This is a genomic window from Streptomyces sp. NWU339, from assembly GCF_003143855.1.
Taxonomy (GTDB): domain Bacteria; phylum Actinomycetota; class Actinomycetes; order Streptomycetales; family Streptomycetaceae; genus Streptomyces.
Map to the genome: position 1 here is coordinate 16803 of NZ_QFRK01000036.1, position 17083 is coordinate 33885.

A 17083-nucleotide genomic window follows, 5' to 3' on the forward strand; every position below is an offset into this window, starting at 1 on the left:
GGTGGGGTTGAGCCGACCGAGGGACCCTGCGGAAAGGCGACGCGCCGGAGAGGCCGCCGCCGACGCGCCGGTGACGCGCCGACGACGTGCCGGAGCGGCGCCCGCCGTTCCGCACACCGGCCCGAACGGGCAAGATGGACAGCGGGTGCGGTGAAGCACGGGGCCGTCGGACGATCATGGTCGGCAACACGCGTGAAACCCGGATGTGGTGGGATGGCCCGACTGCCCGACCGCAGCCCGAGGAGGCCATCCGTCGCGGCAAGGAAAAGGCGGTCCGACCGGCGATGATGGGGAAGCGGAAGATGGACAAGCAGCAGGAGTTCGTGCTCCGGACGTTGGAGGAGCGCGACATCCGTTTCGTACGGCTGTGGTTCACGGATGTGCTGGGCTTCCTGAAGTCCGTGGCCGTGGCCCCGGCCGAGCTGGAGCAGGCCTTCGACGAGGGCATCGGCTTCGACGGCTCGGCGATCGAGGGCTTCGCCCGGGTGTACGAGTCCGACATGATCGCCAAGCCGGACCCGTCGACGTTCCAGATCCTGCCCTGGCGTGCCGAGGCACCCGGCACGGCCCGCATGTTCTGCGACATCCTCATGCCGGACGGCTCCCCGTCCTTCGCCGACCCGCGCTACGTCCTCAAGCGCGCCCTGGCCCGCACCTCCGACATGGGCTTCACCTTCTACACCCACCCCGAGATCGAGTTCTTCCTGCTGAAGGACAAGCCGCTCGACGGCAGTCGCCCGACCCCCGCCGACAACTCCGGCTACTTCGACCACACACCGCAGAACGTCGGCCAGGACTTCCGCCGCCAGGCCATCACGATGCTGGAGTCGATGGGCATCTCGGTGGAGTTCTCCCACCACGAGGGCGCCCCCGGCCAGCAGGAGATCGACCTCCGCTACGCGGACGCGCTGTCCACGGCCGACAACATCATGACGTTCCGCCTGGTCATGAAGCAGGTGGCGCTGGAACAGGGCGTGCAGGCCACGTTCATGCCGAAGCCGTTCTCGGAGTACCCGGGCAGCGGCATGCACACCCACCTCTCCCTCTTCGAGGGCGACCGCAACGCCTTCTACGAGTCGGGCGCGGAGTACCAGCTCTCCAAGATCGGCCGCTCCTTCATCGCGGGCCTGCTGAAGCACGCGGCGGAGGTCTCCGCGGTCACCAACCAGTGGGTCAACTCCTACAAGCGCATCTGGGGCGGCTCCGAGCGCACCGCCGGCGCCGGCGGCGAGGCCCCCTCGTACATCTGCTGGGGCCACAACAACCGCTCGGCCCTGGTGCGCGTCCCCATGTACAAGCCCGGCAAGACCGGTTCGGCCCGCGTCGAGGTCCGCTCGATCGACTCCGGCGCCAACCCGTACCTGACCTACGCGCTCCTCCTGGCCGCCGGTCTGAAGGGCGTGGAGGAGAGCTACGAACTCCCGCCCGGCGCCGAGGACGACGTCTGGGCCCTCTCCGACGCCGAGCGCCGCGCCCTCGGCATCGAACCCCTCCCGCAGAACCTCGGCGAGTCCCTCGCCCTGATGCAACGCAGCGACCTGGTCGCCGAGACCCTCGGCGAACACGTCTTCGACTTCTTCCTGCGCAACAAGAAGCAGGAGTGGGAGGAGTACCGCTCCGAGGTCACCGCCTTCGAGCTGCGGAAGAACCTGCCGGTGCTGTAACGCTCCGCTGCGGCGCGGAGGGGGTGTCCGCTCTGGCGGTCACCCCCGGCTCGCGAACCCTGCCATCCCCAGGAAGTCCGCCCAGGCGGCCGGAGTGAGGGTGAGCCGGGGGGCCCGGGTGTTCTTGGAGTCCCGGACAAGGACGTTGTCGGGGGATATGGCGACCTCGACGCAGTCGTTGCCGTCGCCGCTGCTGCTGTAGCTGCTCTTGAACCAGGCGGGCACGGTGGTGGTCCGGGCGGGAGGGGTGCCGGTCATGACTCTCCAAGCATCTGTTCGATGAAGGCCCGTGACTCTCGGGGCGTGAGAGCCTGGGCGCGGATCACTCCATAGCGGAGTTCGAGGATTCTCAGCTGTTTCGGGTCGGTCACCGGACGCCCGGCGAACGCCCCGTCGGAGCGTCCCACCGCCGTTCCGTCGGAGAACTTCAGCACCTCGATCAGCCCGCCCGTCCCGAAGTGGTCCTCACCGTCCGTCGGCATCACCTGAATCGACACGTGCCGCAACTTGCCGAGTTCCAAAAGGTGTTCGAGCTGCCGACGCCACACCATTGTGCCTCCGACCGGACGGCGGAGCGTCACTTCCTCCTGGACGAAGCTGAGGGCGGGTGCCGGTGACCTGTCGAAGACAGTGCGCCGGGCCAGCCGGGCGGCCACCATGCGTTCAGTCTGCTCTTCGGTGTGAGCCGGAAGCCAGACGTCGAAGAGTGCCCGCATGTGCTCCTCGGTCTGCAACAGGCCGTGGATGTTGTGGTTGCTGTAGAGCCCGATCTCGAGCGCCTGGGACTCCAGCTTCGCCAGTTCCCGCACTTTCTTCGGGTACCTGACCTTCGCCACGTCCTCCGACATCGCGGCGAGGAGTCCGTCCGCGCCCAGGACCTCGTCGGCCTTCTCCAGGTACTCGGGGCGGGGGATGCGGTTGCCGGCCTTGACCTTGTAGGCGAGGTCCTCCCCGTATCCCATCGCTGCCGCGAAGTCGGCGACCCGCATGCCCACGGACTCTCGCCGCAACTTCAACTGACGGCCCACCGTGGTGATGACGGCCGTCCCCCACTCGTCGTCGGGGTCCACCTCCCAGCCTGGTTCGTCCGTCTCGTCCCTGACCTGTACCGCCTCACCGTCCACCGACATCCGCATTCCTCCGTCGTACGCGCCGCGTCGCGAGGCGTCTCACGGTAGGTGTGGCGATGACGGTGGGTGAGGGGAAGAGGAGAGCGGTACACCTACGAGTGATCTGGGGGGTGAGGCCGTGCTCAAGGCCGCGAAGACGGCCGAGACGGCGGCGCTGAAGGCCAGGAAGGCGGCGATCGAGAAGGCGAAAAAGGGTGGTGGCTCCGCACAGTGGCGGGCCGCCGCCGTCTTCGAGGGGTGACTCATCGTTGTTCCAGGAGTGGGGTGGCGGGGGAGTGCCGCAGGTCGCACGGCGCGCCTCCTGCCGACTCCTCATATGGATTTCTGTATAATAGTGGGTGTGGGTGATCGATGGTCGATTGAGATCGAACCAGAGGTTCGGCGGTGGCTGGAACTCCTGTTGGACGCGCATTACGACAAGGCTGAACGTGCTGTCGACATGCTCGCGGACCAGCCGACCACTCTGGGGGAGCCGTACGCTCGTCATCTCGGTGGCAAGGTGCGAGAGCTGCGCTTCACCATGGATGGCAATGCCGTCCGCATCACGTACTGGCTCGCTCTCGACCGACGCATTGTGCTGCTGACGGTGTTCCGCAAGGCCAAGCAACGCGAGAGTGGCGAGGTCGAGCGTGCCCAGCAGGTGCAGAAGGTGTGCGAGGCCGAGCATGGTCCTGCCGAGCACGGCTACGACCGGACGGAGGAAGGGAACCCATGAACCACTCAGAGTGGAAGACCCGCCGGACCAGGAAGCTTCTGGGGGAGAGGGTCGAGGAATCCGCCGCCTACGTCGAAGCCGGGTATGCCTTCGCCCTCGGCCAGGCTGTCCATGACCGGCGTACCGCGCTCGGCCTGTCGCAGGCCGAGCTGGCGCGGCGTGCGGAGATGACTCAGCCGCAGATCTCCAACATCGAGGGCGGAGACTCCGTACCGACTCTGCCGCTGCTCACCCGTCTGGCCAAGGCTCTGGACGCGGCGCTGACCATCGACCTGGATCGTGACACGTCGGCTTTCACCTTCACCCCGCACGGACGCCATCAGCCGGAGGAAGCGCTGCCGGACGGACGCGACTCGGTAGCTTGAGCCACGTCCGCAGGGCGAGATCGGTCTCGGCGGCGATGAACTCACGCCCGCGCTGGAGGACATGTACCGCGCCTGTACGGAACGGGAGGACCGCGCCGAACCCACCGAGACCACCGACCTGCTCCACGCCCTCGCGGTGTCGGCTGCCCGGCCTCCGTCGGCCGTGCGGGGTCAGCGACCCGCACGGCCGTGCGCCGGAGGTCAGAAGGGTCGGTCGCCCGCGATGGCGACGCGTTCGGCGATCCGGCGGTGGGGGCCGTAGTCGTTGACCGCGTAGTGCTGGGTGGCCCGGTTGTCCCAGAACGCCACGTCACCGGGCTGCCAGCGGAAACGGACCTGGTACTCGGGGATGTGCGCCTGCTGGAAGAGGTAGCGCAGCAGTCGGTCGCTCTCCTCGCGGGGCATGCCGGTGATCCGGGTGGTGAAGGAGACGTTCACGAACAGCATGCGCCGCCCGGTGTCGGGATGTGTGCGCACGACGGGGTGCTCCACGGGCGGGAAGTGCTCCTGGTGCGACACGAGCCGTTCGGGCTCGTAGAACCGCGCGAAACCGGGGATGAAGTCGTGCACGGCGCGGGCGCCGTCGATGCGGTCCTTCACGTCCTGCGGGAGGTTGTCGTAGGCGGCGGCCATGTCGGCCCACAGGGTGTCGCCGCCGGCCGGCGGCACCTCGCGCAACTGGAGGACGGCACCGAGCGCCGGCCGCTCGCGGAAGGTGACGTCGGCGTGCCAGACGTTCTCGAACGTCGGGGTGGACCCGCTGCCCTTGTCGAAGCGGACGACGTCCTCGCTGGAACCGGTGGCGAGCAGCGGGTTGGTCTCCAACTCGCCCCAGTGGCGCGCGAAGGCGCGCTGCCGGTCGGGGGCGAGGTGCTGGCCCCGGAAGAACAGCACCTTCCACTCCAGCAGGGCCCGGTGGAGTTCGGCGCGCAGCTCGGGCCCGAGCGGGCGGGAGAGGTCGACCCCTCTGATCTCGGCGCCGATCGTGCGCGCCTGCGGCTCGACCTCGAACAGCTCGTAGGGCCGCTCCTCCCACCCCTCGGGCACCCGGCGCAGGACGCGCCGTCCCTCGTAGAGGCCGTCTCCGGGGATGCGTGCCTCACGCAGGGTGGCGGGCGGTGCGGTGTTCGTGACGGTCATGGGACGTCCTTCCTCTGCACACGGGGTTCGAACGGGTCGGGTCATGGAGATGGGACGGGCCGGCCGTTTCGGGGCACGGAGCACGTGCCGTCCGGGCGTCGCGGACGCCGAGGGGCACACCCGCCGTGAAGCGGGTGTGCGGGACTGCCGGGGCGGCCCGGGAAAGGGGTTCTGTGCGGTGCCGTCGGCCGGGAAGAAGGGGAGCGGGCCCGGGTGGTGAGGGGCCGGGCCGGGATCAGAGGGTGCGGTCGGCTATCGGCCGGAGCGCTCGCAGCCGGTTCGATCCGGGACGCGCGGCGCCACCGACATCCTGACGAACCAGTACGTGGTCATGGCGATGATTGTGTGATCTTGCCCGTGTTCTGTCAACGGATCCCGTCCGGCCGCCGAACGCGTCCACCAGGGGCGGCGCCGCCATCGTCGCCGGCCCTCACCGCCGGCGAACTCGGCGGCCCGCATGCCCGCGGACTCTCTCCGCAGCTTCAACCGCCGCCTCACCGTCCACCGACATCCGCAGCCCTCCGCCGTACACGCCGTATCGCGACGCGGCTCACGCTGAACAGTGACGTAACGCTGGATGAGGGGAAGGGGAAGAGCGGTGAACCTACGGGTGATGGGCCGTGACCAGTACGGCTACCTCGTCGTCACCCTGTTGGTCCTCACCGGGTGCAGCGATTGGCCGAGATCTTGTGGATGGGGGTCGGGGAAGGGGGCGGAATGACCGTATGTCGCGGAGTGGTGACTGGATCGTCGATCTACTGCAATCCTCGAGATGGCGCAAAACCGCACCCCGTCGGGACATAATCGCTGGGATTGTGCGACGGAGGCTCGGTGGGGGAGCCGGTCGGCGGATGGACAGGGGCGCTGGATGAACCAGGGATCGGTCAGGGTCGCGGTCGTGGCGCGAGGTGCTGTCGCGCGCAGTGGGCTCGCAGCCATGCTGGAGGAAGCGGCCCACGTGAAGCAGACCACCGTCTTCCGGCCCGATGAGTTCACGACGGCGTCGCCCGAGGACGCCGTCCAACTGCTCATCCTCTCCTGCGACGTGCTGGTGCTCTGGTGTGTGAACGGCGCCGGGGAGGGCGAGGACGCGTGGGCCGCCGAACTGGCGGAGGTCGTCCGCCGCAACGGGGTCCGGGTCCTGCTGGTGCTGCCCGGTGCCGAGGTGCGGCGCGCCGCGTCCGGCGAGGTCGTGCCCTGTGACGGAATCCTCGACCAGGACGCCCTGACCAGCGAGGGGCTCGACGAGGCACTGAGGAACCCGGCCGAGGGGGTCTGGCCGGCGCCGGTGCCGGCCGGGCAGACGGTGGCGGCGCCCCGGTCCGTCCGGCCCGCCCGGGGCGCCGCCGGGCCGCGGACCCGGTTTCCGAGGAGGCAGCTCACCGAGCGGGAGAGCCGGGTGCTGGAACTGCTGGTCGAGGGGCTCAGCAACCGGCAGATCGGGCAGGCCCTCGAGGTGTCCGAGCATGTCGCCAAGCGCACCGTCGCGCTCGTGCTGGCCAAGCTCGACTGCCCCAACCGCACCCAGGCCGCCGCGGTCGCCCTGCGCGAAGGGCTCGTGGGTACGGGCTTGGGGGAGGCGCTGGGCGCGTAGGGCCTTATGGGTGCCCCAGTACCACCGCGAGGTCGGAGCGGCCGTTGATGCCCAGGGCGCGGTAGGTGTGCGTCAGGTGGAGTTCGACGGTGCGGACGCCGACCGACAGCTCCTCGGAGATCGCCGTGTTCGACCGGCCCTCCGCCGCCAGCAGGGCGACCCGCAGCTGAGCCGGACTCAGCCGTGCCCGGTTCGCGGAGGGCTGAGCGGCGAGCCGGGCGGCGACCTCCTCGGTGAGCGGGAACGGCCGGCCCCGTCTGACCGCCTCGTCGAGCAGCTGCCGCGCCTCCGTCGACCGGCCGGTGTCGAGCAGGGTGGAGGCCAGCGCGACCATCGCCCGCGCGTACAGTCTCCGGGTCGGCATGCCGGCGAGCAGACGTACCGCGGTCCGTAGATGCCCTAGCGCCGTACGGTCGGGGAGGGCCGGCCCGGCCCAGAGGTGGACGGCGCCGACCGCGCCCGGCGCGCCCCAGGCCCGGGCCGCCGTGAGGCTCTCGACCACCAGGCGCTCCGCCGCCTGCGGGGCCGCGCAGGCCGCCTCCGCCATGGCGAGATGCGAACGCCAGGGAATGACGGCGGGGTTCACACAGCCGAGGGGCCGCAGAATCCGGCCGCACTCGCGCAGATGCGCCCTCGCCTCGGAGGTCCGGTCGGTGCGCAGGCACAGGACGCCTCGGGCGAACAGCAGGTGGGCACGGTCCAGGCCGTGCTCGTCGCGGTCCGACGGGGCCTTTGCCCGGGCCGACCGTGCCAGGATCGACTCCGCCAGGTCCGTCCGTCCGGACTCCAGGGCGACGACCATCTCCACCGCGGTCAGTCTCGGCAGTGCCCGCGGATGCCAGTGGTGCCTGGGCACCTCGGTGAACGCCTCTGCCAGCCGCTCCCTGGCCTGCTCCAACTCGCCGGTTCGCAAGGCGAGTTCGGCAAGCCCCAGCAGTGCGTGTCCGGCCACGGGGCTCACCCTGTGCCGTCGTGCCTCGGCCGTGATCCGCTGCAGTCCGGACCGGGCCAGCGCCACGTCCTCGGTGACGGCGAGCACGCGCGCGGCGAACAGCCGGGGAGTGAACAGCCCGTTTCCCGCCCGGACCAGCACGGTCCCGGCCAGCCGCCGGGCCTCGCCGATCTTCTGCCCGGCCAGGCAGTGCCGCCAGGCCCGGACCGCGGCCCGGGTCGCGTCGAACTCCGGCGTCTCCCGGTCGTCCCGAGGGCCGAGGGCCGAGGCGTCCGGCGCCGGCGCCGGTCCGGGCGGGCAGGTTTCCGCGGCCAGCTCGTACAGGCCGCGCAGCGTGCGCCGCTCCGCCTCCGAGGTGGCCCGCGCCGCCGTCGCGCTGAGCGCCTCCGCCGCGTCGTCCCCGGCGCGCAGCGCCAGCATGTCGGCGGCTAACAGCAGGGCCCCGGACCGGTCCGGGACGTCGGCCTCCCTCAGGATCCGCCGGAATCCGCGCTCGGCCGCCGCCGGCCGCCGCGACGACTGCGCCTTCGCCAGTTCCAGCAGTACGTCCGTGCGCAGCCCGCCGGCCGCTCCGTGGTCCAACGACCGTTCGAGGAACACCACCGCCGCGTCGTCGTCGCCGGACCGGCGCGCGGCCACGCCCGCCGCGTGGAGCGCGCCGGGCACCCAGGGCTCGTCCAGCGAGGTCCGTGCGGCCAGCCGGCCGAGCACGTCCTGCGGGAGGCCCTCGCGGTGCGCCAACCGCACGGCACGCTCGTGGAGTTCGCGGCGCCGGTCGCCCTCCAGGAGGCCGAGTGCCCGCTCGGCCACCAGCGGGTCGTACAGTCGGGGCCGCACGGTGGAGTCGAGCAGGCCGGTGACGGCCGGCTCCGTACGCGCCTGCTCGCCGTCCGGCACGGAGATTTCGGCCAGCTCGCAGACCTGGCGGAACGAGAAGTGCCCCGCCGCCACCGCGCTCGCCGCGACGAGCGCGGACGCCCGTGCGGACGCCCGCGCCAGTACGGTCCTCAGATGGTGCCGACCCGTCTGGTCGGCGAGTGCGGCGAATTCGGCGGCGTCGGGGGGCGGGCCGGGCCATCGCCGGAGCGCGGCGCACAGGACCGCCGGATTGCCGCCGGTCGCGGCGGTCGCGGTCGGCAGGAGCGAGTCGGCTGCCTCCTCGCCGTATGCCCGCACGAGCAGCGTCCGTACGGCGTGCTCGGTCAGCGGGCGCGGCGACAGCTCGTATCCGGGACCGGCCTGCGCGCCGAGCGGCGCCGGGTCGGAGTCCTCGGAGCCCTCGACGACCACCCACAACGCGGGTCGCGGTTTCGGTCGGCCCGTGGGCGAGGCCCGTTCCGCCTCCGGTGTGCCCTGGGTGTCGTCGGTGAACAGGGCCGACGGGCCGCTGATCGGGGCGGGTTCGGCCTGCCCGGGTGCCGTGAGGACGTGCAGGCCGGACTGCCGGGCGAGGGCCGCGCCCTCGGCGAGCAAGGCGCTGCGTCCGGTGCCCGGACGCCCGCGCACGACGACGGTCGCCGTCCCGCCGTTCGCGACCTGGCGCACGGCCCGCTCCAACGTGGCCAGTTCCTCGGTCCGTTCCAGGAGCCCGTCGGGTGCGCCGGGTGGACCCGGTGGCCGGAGCAGGTGGTTCACCGTGTCTGGCCGAGCGCTCGTGCCTGGGCAGGCCGCGGTCCGTGCGCCGGGAACCACTTCGCGAGGCCGGCCCGCCCGGGGACGCCGAGCTTCCGGTACACGTTCGTCAGGTGGTACTCGACCGTGCGTACCGTCAGACACAGGGCGTCCGCGATCGCCCGGTTCGACTTCCCGGACGCCGCCATTTCCGCCACGGGACGTTCGGCATGGCTGAGCGCCGCCAGGGTGTTCCGGCCCTCCACCGAGCGGAGCGCGCAGCGTGCCTGTTCGGCGACGGAGGTCAGGCCGCACCGCACGGCGATCGCCAGTGCCGCGCGCAGACGGGAGTGCGCACCCCGGTCCGACCGGAGCAGCAGGGCCTTGCCGAGGCGGAGTTCGGCGAGGGCCTGGGACTGCCGGTCGGAGCTTTGGGCCAGGACCCGGGCGCTCTCGGTGAGCAGTTCGACGCAGCCGGCCGGGTCGGCGGACACGCCCCGGGCCAGCAGACTCAGCCCCGTGCTGCGGGCCGTCGGCCATTGCTCGGCCAACTGCCGACCGAACTCGGCCCGTTGGACGGCGGCGCCCGGTCGGCCCAGTCGCATGAGCAATTCGGTGCTGTGCACCCACCAGAGGGTGAACACCGGGTTGCCCACGCCGGCGGCGGCGAGACTCGCCCCGCACCGCTCGAGCAGACGCAGGGCCTGCTCGGGCCGGCCGCGGTCACGCTCGACCAGGGCCAGGGCCGTCAGATGGTGGTGGTACTCCCAGACGCAGTCGTCGAGCCGGCGGCCGTCGAGCCGGAGCAGTACCTCCTGTGCCCGGTCGAGGTCGCCCCGGGCGACCAGGGCGCGGGCGAGGGCGATCGACGCCAGCCGGCTCCGCCCCGATGCGCCCTCTCCCTCGGAGAGACGGGACGCGGCCGACGCCGCCTCGGCGGCCTCGGCCGCCTGGCCCGATTCGAGCAGCACCAGGGCCCGCGCCGAGGCGGCGTGGCACTCGGCCCACATCTCCTCGCGCTCGGCGCTGTCGGCGACGGTCCGCTGCAACTGGTCGAGCGCGGTCGCGGTGTCGTCGGCCAGCGCGAGGACCTGCGCTGCGGCGACCCTGGCCCAGGCGGTGTGCGGCCGCCCGGACCAGAGGACCTGACGGGCGTCGGCGACCGCCGTCTCCCGCGCCTCCGGCTCGGAGGCGGTCAGCGCGGTGCGCAGCGCGCGGACGGCGAGGGCCATGCGCTCGGTGGGGCGGTCGGTGAAGACCGGGACGGTGGAGGAGGTGGGCGAGGCGGGCGAGGTGAGGGCGGCAGGGATCGCGGGGACCGGAGAAACCGCAGAGGCCGTGGGGACGGCGAGGGCGGGGGCCGGAGCCCGTTGTGCCCGCCCGGTCGGCGGGCCGTCCTGACGGCCGGGGCCCAGCTCGCGCAGCAGCGCGTCGAGCGCGGCGGGAGTGTCGGGGGAGGCGTGCACCATGAGGGAGGTGAGCAGGAGCAGGTCGGCGGCGTGGGCCCGGACCAGTGGATCGTCCGTGCCGGGGGGTGTCCCGGCGAGGTGAACGAGGTGTTCCCGGGCGGCCAGGGGATCGATGTCGACCAGCGCGGTGGCGAGGTCGATGCGGACGGCGGCATCGTCGGCGTCGGCGGCGTGGAGCCGCGTCAGGTAGGACACCGCGGCAGCCGGGCGGTCGTGCCGGGCGGCTGCCGCCGCCTCCTTGAGGACGGCACGCATCCAGGAGCGGTCCAGCGTGCTCTGCTCGAGCAACAGGTCGGCCACCTGCTCGGCCGGTTTGGCCGCGTCGTTGAGGATCTCGGCGGCCTGGGCGCGCATGCGCTCCCGCTCGGCCTCGGGCAGGGTGTCCAGCAGCGAGGGGATGCCGTGGGCCGGTAGGGGCCCGGGGAGCAGGCCGCGGGCCTCGGCCCCCTCCAGGAGCCGGCCCGTCGCTTTGGACGGGAGACCGGCCAGGGCGCCGACGAGGTCCGGGTCGGTGCTGCCGAGTGCCGCCGCCGCCCGGGCGACCTCGAGCAACCGGGGTTCGCGCCGGGCGAGTTCGGCCAGGTCTTCGGCGGCCGGCCGGGCGGTGTCGGCGGGCCGGAGACCCGCGGCGTCGACGACCGTGCAGTAGTCCCGCGTCGCCAGTTCGTGGAACGCCGCCGCGGCGGGCCCCGGCAGTCCGAGGGGCAGGTGCAGCAGGACGGTCAGCGGCTGCCGGTAGGTGGCGCGCATCAGCTGGTCGATGAAGCGGAGCGTGCCCTCGTCGCACCACTGCGCATCGCCGATGGCGAGGACGAGTGGTCCGCGTGCCAGCAGCCCGCAGACCAACGAGTGGGTCGCGTAACAGATTTCGTGACCCGGCGGCGAGGTGCCGAGCAGGCGTCGCAGCACGGCGTGCTCCGTGCCGGCCGCTTCACGCCGGCAGCCCACGCGCCGTACATTCGCCTCGCGTCCGTACGTGACGCTGACATGGCGGGCGATCGCGTCCACCGAGCCACGGGCGGGGGAGCCCAGCATCACCACGCAGCGTGCGCCGCGGTGTTCGCCACGGACCGGGCAGGCGGACGGCCCGCGTGGCGTGGCGGCCGGCACGGCGGCGGTTCCCGTTCTGAGCGGGTGGGAGCGGGAGGCAGAGAACGAGGGAACCGAAGGCACCGAGGGAACCGGATGCTCCGGCTCTGATCGTCTCGCACTCATAATCATTACGATATGACAGTGCTGTGACTTTTTGTTGATGGCGCCGGGCCTTCGTGTCCAGGCGGCTCGCCGGGGTCAACCGGCCCGGAACGGCCCGTGCTTGACCGGCTCCGCTGATGAAGGGAGGCTCCGTGCGGCTCCTGGAGCGGACGAAAAATCTCGACACGGTCCGATGTGCGATGAACGGTGTGCAAACCGGCGACACCGTGCTCATGGCGGTCACCGGAACTCCGGGCATGGGACGTTCGGCCTTCCTCGACGCGGTCGCGGTCCACGCGGAACAGCACGGCTTCGTCGTACGGCGAGCCCGAGGCAGCCGACTGGAACAGGGCCTGCCCCTCGGCCACCCCGGTCCGGCCCGCCCGGAAGCCACCGGCCGCCCGGTCGCACTGCTCGTCGACGACCTGCAGCGGGCGGGGGAGCCGACCCTGACCCGGCTGACCGCGTTGCTCGCCGAGCCGGGGCCGGGCCCGCTGCTCATGGCGGTCTCCGTGTGCGAGGGCGAGTTCGCCACCGAGATGCCGGGAGTGCAGGAGATCCTGTCGGCCGCCGACCGGGTGATCCGGATGGGGCCGCTCGGCACGGAGGGAGTACGTGCCCTGCTCGGGGAACGCGGCATCGTGCTCGCCGACGACCAGGTCCACGCCTGGACCCACGCCACCGGCGGCAACCCGACGCTGATCATCTCCCTGCTGGAGCGGCTAGAGCGGCTGGAGCGTGCGGGCCGCGGTGCCTCCGCATGCCTGCTCGACATCGCCCGTGCCCAGCCCGCGCCCTGGAGCCTGCGGTCCCGCGTGGCCGCGGCCCTGACCGGTCACCCGGAGTCCGTCGGCCGGTTCGCCGCCTGCGCGGCGCTCCTCGGCGGAGAGACCGAGACGCACGTCCTCGCCCGTCTGGCGGATCTGGACCCGGTCGAAGGGGACGCGGCGGCCAGGGCGCTGATCAGACTCGGCTGGGCCGCCGACCGCTGGACACCGCCCGTACTGTGGGACTGCGTACGGGAGGCCGCCGAGGAGGGGATCTCGCTCACCGACCGCGACCGGCTGCACCGCCGGGCGGCCGAACTGCTCCATGCCTCGGGCGCACCGGCCGAGCGGGTCGTCCCCCATTTCATGGAGGTCGGTCCCGGTGACTGGACCGAGGCCGCACAGGTGATGCGGGAGACCGCCCGCGAGGTGTGGCGCGGTGGCGACGACGCGCTCGCGATCCGCTGTCTGCGCCGAGCCCTGCGCGAGTTCCCGTCCTACAGCCCTCAGCGCGGCGACCTGCTGGCCGCCCTCGCCGACGTGGAACGGAACGCCGACACCTCCGCGATGCTGCGCCACGTCGGCCAGGCGCTTCCCCTGCTGGACGCGGTCCCGGAACGCGCCGCGGTCGTGGCCCGTGTGCCGCTCACGCTGTTCCTCTCCGCCCCGCACGCGGCGTCGGAGATGCTGGAACAAGCCGGGGTGGGGCGCACGGAGCCGATGGTGCCGACGGCCGGCCCGATGGCATGGGCCGCCCCGAAGGCGTCGGAGACATCGGAGGCATCAGGGATATCAGAGGCATCGGAGGCGTCGGAGCTCGGGCTGCGGCTGGAGGCCCGCGTACGGCTGTCGCGGCTGGGGGACCCGGCGGCCCAGGCCGCCGCCGTCCAACGGCTGCGAGCCCTCGATCCCGAACGGGTCCTCGACCCCGGACCGGTTCCCGGTCCCGGCACCGCGGCCCGGCGGGAACTCATGGCGGTCCTCGTCTTCGCGGGCGTCCTCGGCGGCCGGCTGCCCGCCACCGAGGTCGCCGCCCGCACGCGGTGGCTGCTGGAGCACGAACCGGCGTCGGCCGCCTCGGAGTACACCGCGTCCGCACTGACGATCGCCTCCGCGGCCGTCGCGGAGGCGAGTGAACCGGCGCGCTGCTGGCTGGACACGGCGCTCGAGACGGCACGGCAGCGCGACGACCGGCGGCTGCGCACGGCCGTGCTGAGCTGGCGCGCGCTCACCGCCGTGCACGCCGGCCGGCCCGCCGACGCCTGGGCGGACGCGCGGGAGGCCTGCGCGACGGCTCCCGACCCGGCGCGGGACCCGGCGGGGGACTCGTTGGGGGACCACGACTGGCTGACGGTGCTCAGCCTGACGTCCGTGGCGGTCGAGACGGGTGACACCTGGCTGGCGGAGCGGCTGCGGGACCGGCTGGCCCAGGGGCAGGGCGCCGGGCAACCGGTGTGCGGGCTCGCCCTGCGGGTGCTGCAGATCCCGCTGACCGCGGAGCGTGAACTGCCCGCCCTCGCAGCCGATGTGCGGGACGCCGCCCGCCGCGCAGAGGCGGCGGGCTGGTGCAACCGGACCCTGTTCCCGGTCGACGTGTGGCGCGCGCCGCTGCTGCTCCGCCTCGGCGACCCGGAGGCCGCGCTCCGACTCCTCGCCCGCGCCTGTGAACGGGCACGGCGCTTCGGCGCACCGGCCGCACTCGGCCGGACCCTGCGCATGTGGGGCACCGTGGTGCGCGGCCGCTACGCCCTGTCCCTGCTCGCCGAGTCCGTCGCCGTGCTCAGGGAGAGCTCCAACCACCTGGAGCTGGGGCGGTCGTTGACGGCGTACGGCAACCGGCTGCGGGCCGCCGGACGGCCGGGCTCCGACGAGATCCTCGCCGAGGCGGACCGGATCGCCGAGGCGACGGGCGAGGCGGTGCTGCGGCGCTGGAACGCCTCGCAGCCGCCGTCCCCGCACGGTGCGCCGCCGTGCGGAGGCGTACCGGTGGCCGGCGGGCTGCTCAGCGACACCGAGCGGCGGGTCGCCTCCCTGGTGGCCCTGGGTCACACCAACCAGGACGCCGCCGAGGCGCTCGGAGTCACCCGGCGGGCCGTGGAGAAGAGCCTCACCAGGCTGTACCACCGGCTGGACGTGGACGGCAGGGCCGGGCTGGTTCCGGTGGTGCGCCGCATGGCCGGAAGGGCGGTATTCGGTTCGGGCGTGCTCGCCGAGCGACTGTGACCTGGTAGCCGGGGTGCCGGCGTGGGTAGGGATGCCGGGGTGAGGGCCGGTGCCGGGACCGGTGACCGGGGGTGGTGCCCGATCGGTGCACCGAACGGGCTACTCACCGGTAAGCCGGATTGGTCCCGTCCGGCAATGGAAAATGTGGGTGAAAATGCCGGTAATTCGTGGATGACCGGAGGTTGCCGAGCGGTGTCGGGGCCGTTTCCCGCTGCTTCCCGGGGCCCGCCGCGACGGTCTCTCCGAACCCGCGGGACGGCGACCACAGTCTTTCGCGGGGGTTCCGGATTCCATTGCACGTCAACACCTGTGCTCCGTAGACTGGCTCGCGGCCAGTGAAAGATTCGAGAGAGGGAGGGAAAGGCTTACATGGCCTACGCAAAGACAAAGATCAGTACGGTGGACGGGCTTCTTCGGGCGGCGGAGGTGCATGCCACCCTGCCCGGGAAAAGTCCGTTTTCTGCCGAAACGCTGCATGAAATAGATTCTTCGCTGTTCGACGCGGAAATCGGGAGCGAGAAGTACCGTGAGGCGTTCCTTTCGCTTTTCGAGCGCTCCGGAATCGCTCTCGCCATTCTCGACCTGAATCTGCGGGTGCGTTCCGTCAACAGCCCCGTGATGCCCCGGTGCGCCCAGCGGGCGGACGAGCTGCGCGGCCGTGAATTCGTGGAGTTCCTGCACCCGAGTGTGCGGCAGTACGTGCTGCGTGAGTTCGGCCGGCTCGTGCAGGGACACCGGACTCGTCTCGTCGGCCACTCCGTCGTCCTGTCCGTCTACGGCAACACCGTCTCCGGCAAGATCACCGCGTTCCCGGTGACCGACGGCGCGGGCCGGGTCGAGATGATCGTGGTGCAGTTCACGCCGGAGGAAACGCTCGTCGACCGCGAGGCGTACGACGGCTCGCAATGGAAGCTGGCCCCGCTCAGCGCGAAGGTCCTGGAGGGCGTGGCGGCGGGTGATCCGACCGTACGTCTGGCGGCCAAGCTGTTCCTCAGCCGGCAGGGCATCGAGTACCACGTCGGCATGCTGCTGCGGCAGTTCCAGGTGCCCAACCGGACGGCACTGGCGGCGAAGGCGTACTCGATGGGCATGTTCAGCATCGGCAGCTGGCCGCCGAGGGTGCTCCCCGACTACATCCGCTCGGACCAGCAGGGAGCGGAGAGCGGATGGGGCGAGACGCGCGCACGATCGCGGCAGCGCCAGACCTCAGGACGCTGAACCCTCAGAACGCCGAGCACGCCAGAACCACGCCAGAACGAGGACGATGTGAAACTACTGGTCGTTGAGGCCAACGAACGGGTGTCGGCGGCTCTCGGGGCAGCTCTGGAGGAACAGGGTCTGGAGGCGGTGTGCGCGTCCACCGGCAGGGCCGCGCTCGAGCTGCTGGACCGGGCCCGCCCGGATGTCGTCCTGCTCGACCTCGCCCTCCCCGACTGCGACGGCTTCGGGCTGTGCGGCGCGATGCGGGCCGCCAGTACGGTCCCGATCCTGGTGACCACCGCGCGCGGGGACCATCTGTCCTGCGTGCGAGCGCTCGACCTGGGCGCGGACGACCACCTCGTCAAGCCCTACAACCTGGCCGAACTGCTGGCCCGGGCCAGGGCGGTGATGCGCCGCGGCCGGCCCGCCGAGCCCGCCACCGCTGACCTCGGAACCGACACCGACACCGCCCCCGCCGCGGCCGTCCCGGACGGGCCCTTCGAGGAGCCGCCGGGAGACCTGCTGCTGGCCGGGCGGGTACGCATCGACCTGCGGGAGCGGGCCGTCCTGGTCGACGGTGCCCCGACCGAACTGCCGGACGACGAGTTCGACATCCTGGCCGCGCTGGCCCGGCGGCCGGGCCGGACACTGCGCGCCGACCAGATCGTCGAGGAGATCCTGCGCGCGCACCGGGCGTCGCTGCGCGCCACCCTGCCGGCCCGGATCGCCTCGCTGAGGGAACGGCTCGGACCGTCCCGGCTGGTCGAGTCCCCCGAGGCCGGGTGCTACCGGCTCCCGGTCCCCGAACCGCACGCCTGACGGCTCGGGACGCCCCGGACGGGCAGGGGGCGGGGGGAGGCCGCCGTGTTCCGGTGGAAGTCCCGGCCCGGTCGATGCCACCGGCGGGCAGCGGAAGCACTTCGAAGGCCCATGCCCATGGGCACAGCCCCCGTGCCGGTCCGGCCGCCTTGTGGGCGTCGGCTTCGGCAGCACGCGAACCGCCGCCCCGTCCGGCTGAACGGCTCCCCTCACCGAAGCCGAAAGCGGTGCGCGGCGCCA

At 72.3% G+C, this 17083-nt stretch carries 13 protein-coding genes and 1 pseudogene; 9 read left to right on the forward strand and 5 right to left on the reverse strand.

What is annotated here, in order from left to right; translation table 11 throughout:
* Positions 1–302: 302 nt before the first annotated feature.
* Positions 303–1664: a glutamine synthetase family protein gene (locus DIZ27_RS31380; RefSeq protein WP_109381859.1), complete on the forward strand. Its 1362-nt coding sequence runs from the start codon at positions 303–305 to the stop codon at positions 1662–1664.
* A 39-nt stretch (positions 1665–1703) separates the two neighbouring features.
* Here DIZ27_RS31380 and DIZ27_RS31385 read toward each other — a convergent pair whose 3' ends face one another.
* Together DIZ27_RS31385 and DIZ27_RS31390 are read right to left on the reverse strand one after the other, a co-directional pair.
* Positions 1704–1922, reverse strand: coding sequence for a DUF397 domain-containing protein (locus DIZ27_RS31385; RefSeq protein WP_109381811.1), 219 nt, complete (start codon positions 1920–1922; stop codon positions 1704–1706).
* Positions 1919–2794: a helix-turn-helix transcriptional regulator gene (locus DIZ27_RS31390; RefSeq protein WP_109381812.1), complete on the reverse strand. Its 876-nt coding sequence runs from the start codon at positions 2792–2794 to the stop codon at positions 1919–1921. Before DIZ27_RS31390 ends, DIZ27_RS31385 begins: the two co-directional genes overlap by 4 nt.
* A gap of 118 nt (positions 2795–2912) precedes the next feature.
* Between DIZ27_RS31390 and DIZ27_RS47595 the strand changes: the two genes are divergently transcribed.
* The 4 genes and pseudogenes from DIZ27_RS47595 to DIZ27_RS48865 all read left to right on the forward strand — a co-directional run.
* A complete protein-coding gene (locus DIZ27_RS47595; RefSeq protein WP_258308624.1) occupies positions 2913–3035 on the forward strand; it encodes a hypothetical protein in 123 nt (40 codons plus the stop codon).
* A 75-nt stretch (positions 3036–3110) separates the two neighbouring features.
* On the forward strand, positions 3111–3509 hold the full coding sequence (locus DIZ27_RS31395) for a type II toxin-antitoxin system RelE/ParE family toxin (RefSeq protein WP_375232021.1): 399 nt from the start codon (positions 3111–3113) through the stop codon (positions 3507–3509).
* Positions 3506–3874, forward strand: coding sequence for a helix-turn-helix domain-containing protein (locus tag DIZ27_RS31400; protein ID WP_109381814.1), 369 nt, complete (start codon positions 3506–3508; stop codon positions 3872–3874). Before DIZ27_RS31395 ends, DIZ27_RS31400 begins: the two co-directional genes overlap by 4 nt.
* 37 nt (positions 3875–3911) lie before the next feature.
* Positions 3912–4136 (forward strand): annotated as a pseudogene (locus tag DIZ27_RS48865) (hypothetical protein); the annotation flags it as partial.
* Here DIZ27_RS48865 and DIZ27_RS31405 read toward each other — a convergent pair.
* Positions 4076–5014 carry a TauD/TfdA family dioxygenase gene (locus tag DIZ27_RS31405; protein WP_109381815.1) on the reverse strand — a complete coding sequence of 313 codons (939 nt, stop codon included), beginning with the start codon at positions 5012–5014 and terminating at the stop codon, positions 4076–4078. The pseudogene DIZ27_RS48865 and the gene DIZ27_RS31405 sit on opposite strands and share 61 nt — an antisense overlap.
* A gap of 868 nt (positions 5015–5882) precedes the next feature.
* Here DIZ27_RS31405 and DIZ27_RS31410 point away from each other — a divergent pair.
* A complete protein-coding gene (locus DIZ27_RS31410) occupies positions 5883–6608 on the forward strand; it encodes a LuxR C-terminal-related transcriptional regulator (protein ID WP_109381816.1) in 726 nt (241 codons plus the stop codon).
* Between the two features lie 4 nt (positions 6609–6612).
* Here DIZ27_RS31410 and DIZ27_RS31415 read toward each other — a convergent pair whose 3' ends face one another.
* Both DIZ27_RS31415 and DIZ27_RS31420 read right to left on the reverse strand, forming a co-directional pair.
* Positions 6613–9195: a helix-turn-helix transcriptional regulator gene (locus DIZ27_RS31415; RefSeq protein ID WP_109381817.1), complete on the reverse strand. Its 2583-nt coding sequence runs from the start codon at positions 9193–9195 to the stop codon at positions 6613–6615.
* Complete coding sequence (locus DIZ27_RS31420) at positions 9192–11675, reverse strand: LuxR C-terminal-related transcriptional regulator (protein WP_146229024.1); 2484 nt, start codon at positions 11673–11675, stop codon at positions 9192–9194. The genes DIZ27_RS31415 and DIZ27_RS31420 overlap by 4 nt, the downstream gene beginning before the upstream one ends.
* A 359-nt stretch (positions 11676–12034) precedes the next feature.
* Between DIZ27_RS31420 and DIZ27_RS31425 the strand changes: the two genes are divergently transcribed.
* From DIZ27_RS31425 to DIZ27_RS31435, 3 genes are all read left to right on the forward strand, one after another.
* The gene (locus DIZ27_RS31425; RefSeq protein WP_146229025.1) at positions 12035–14824 is read left to right on the forward strand and encodes a LuxR C-terminal-related transcriptional regulator; all 2790 of its coding nucleotides are present in this window, start codon (positions 12035–12037) and stop codon (positions 14822–14824) included.
* A 369-nt stretch (positions 14825–15193) separates the two neighbouring features.
* Complete coding sequence (locus DIZ27_RS31430; RefSeq protein WP_109381820.1) at positions 15194–16042, forward strand: PAS domain-containing protein; 849 nt, start codon at positions 15194–15196, stop codon at positions 16040–16042.
* A 48-nt stretch (positions 16043–16090) separates the two neighbouring features.
* Positions 16091–16843 (forward strand): response regulator transcription factor, encoded by a 753-nt coding sequence (locus tag DIZ27_RS31435; RefSeq protein WP_109381821.1) that lies wholly within the window; start codon positions 16091–16093, stop codon positions 16841–16843.
* Positions 16844–17083 lie beyond the last annotated feature (240 nt).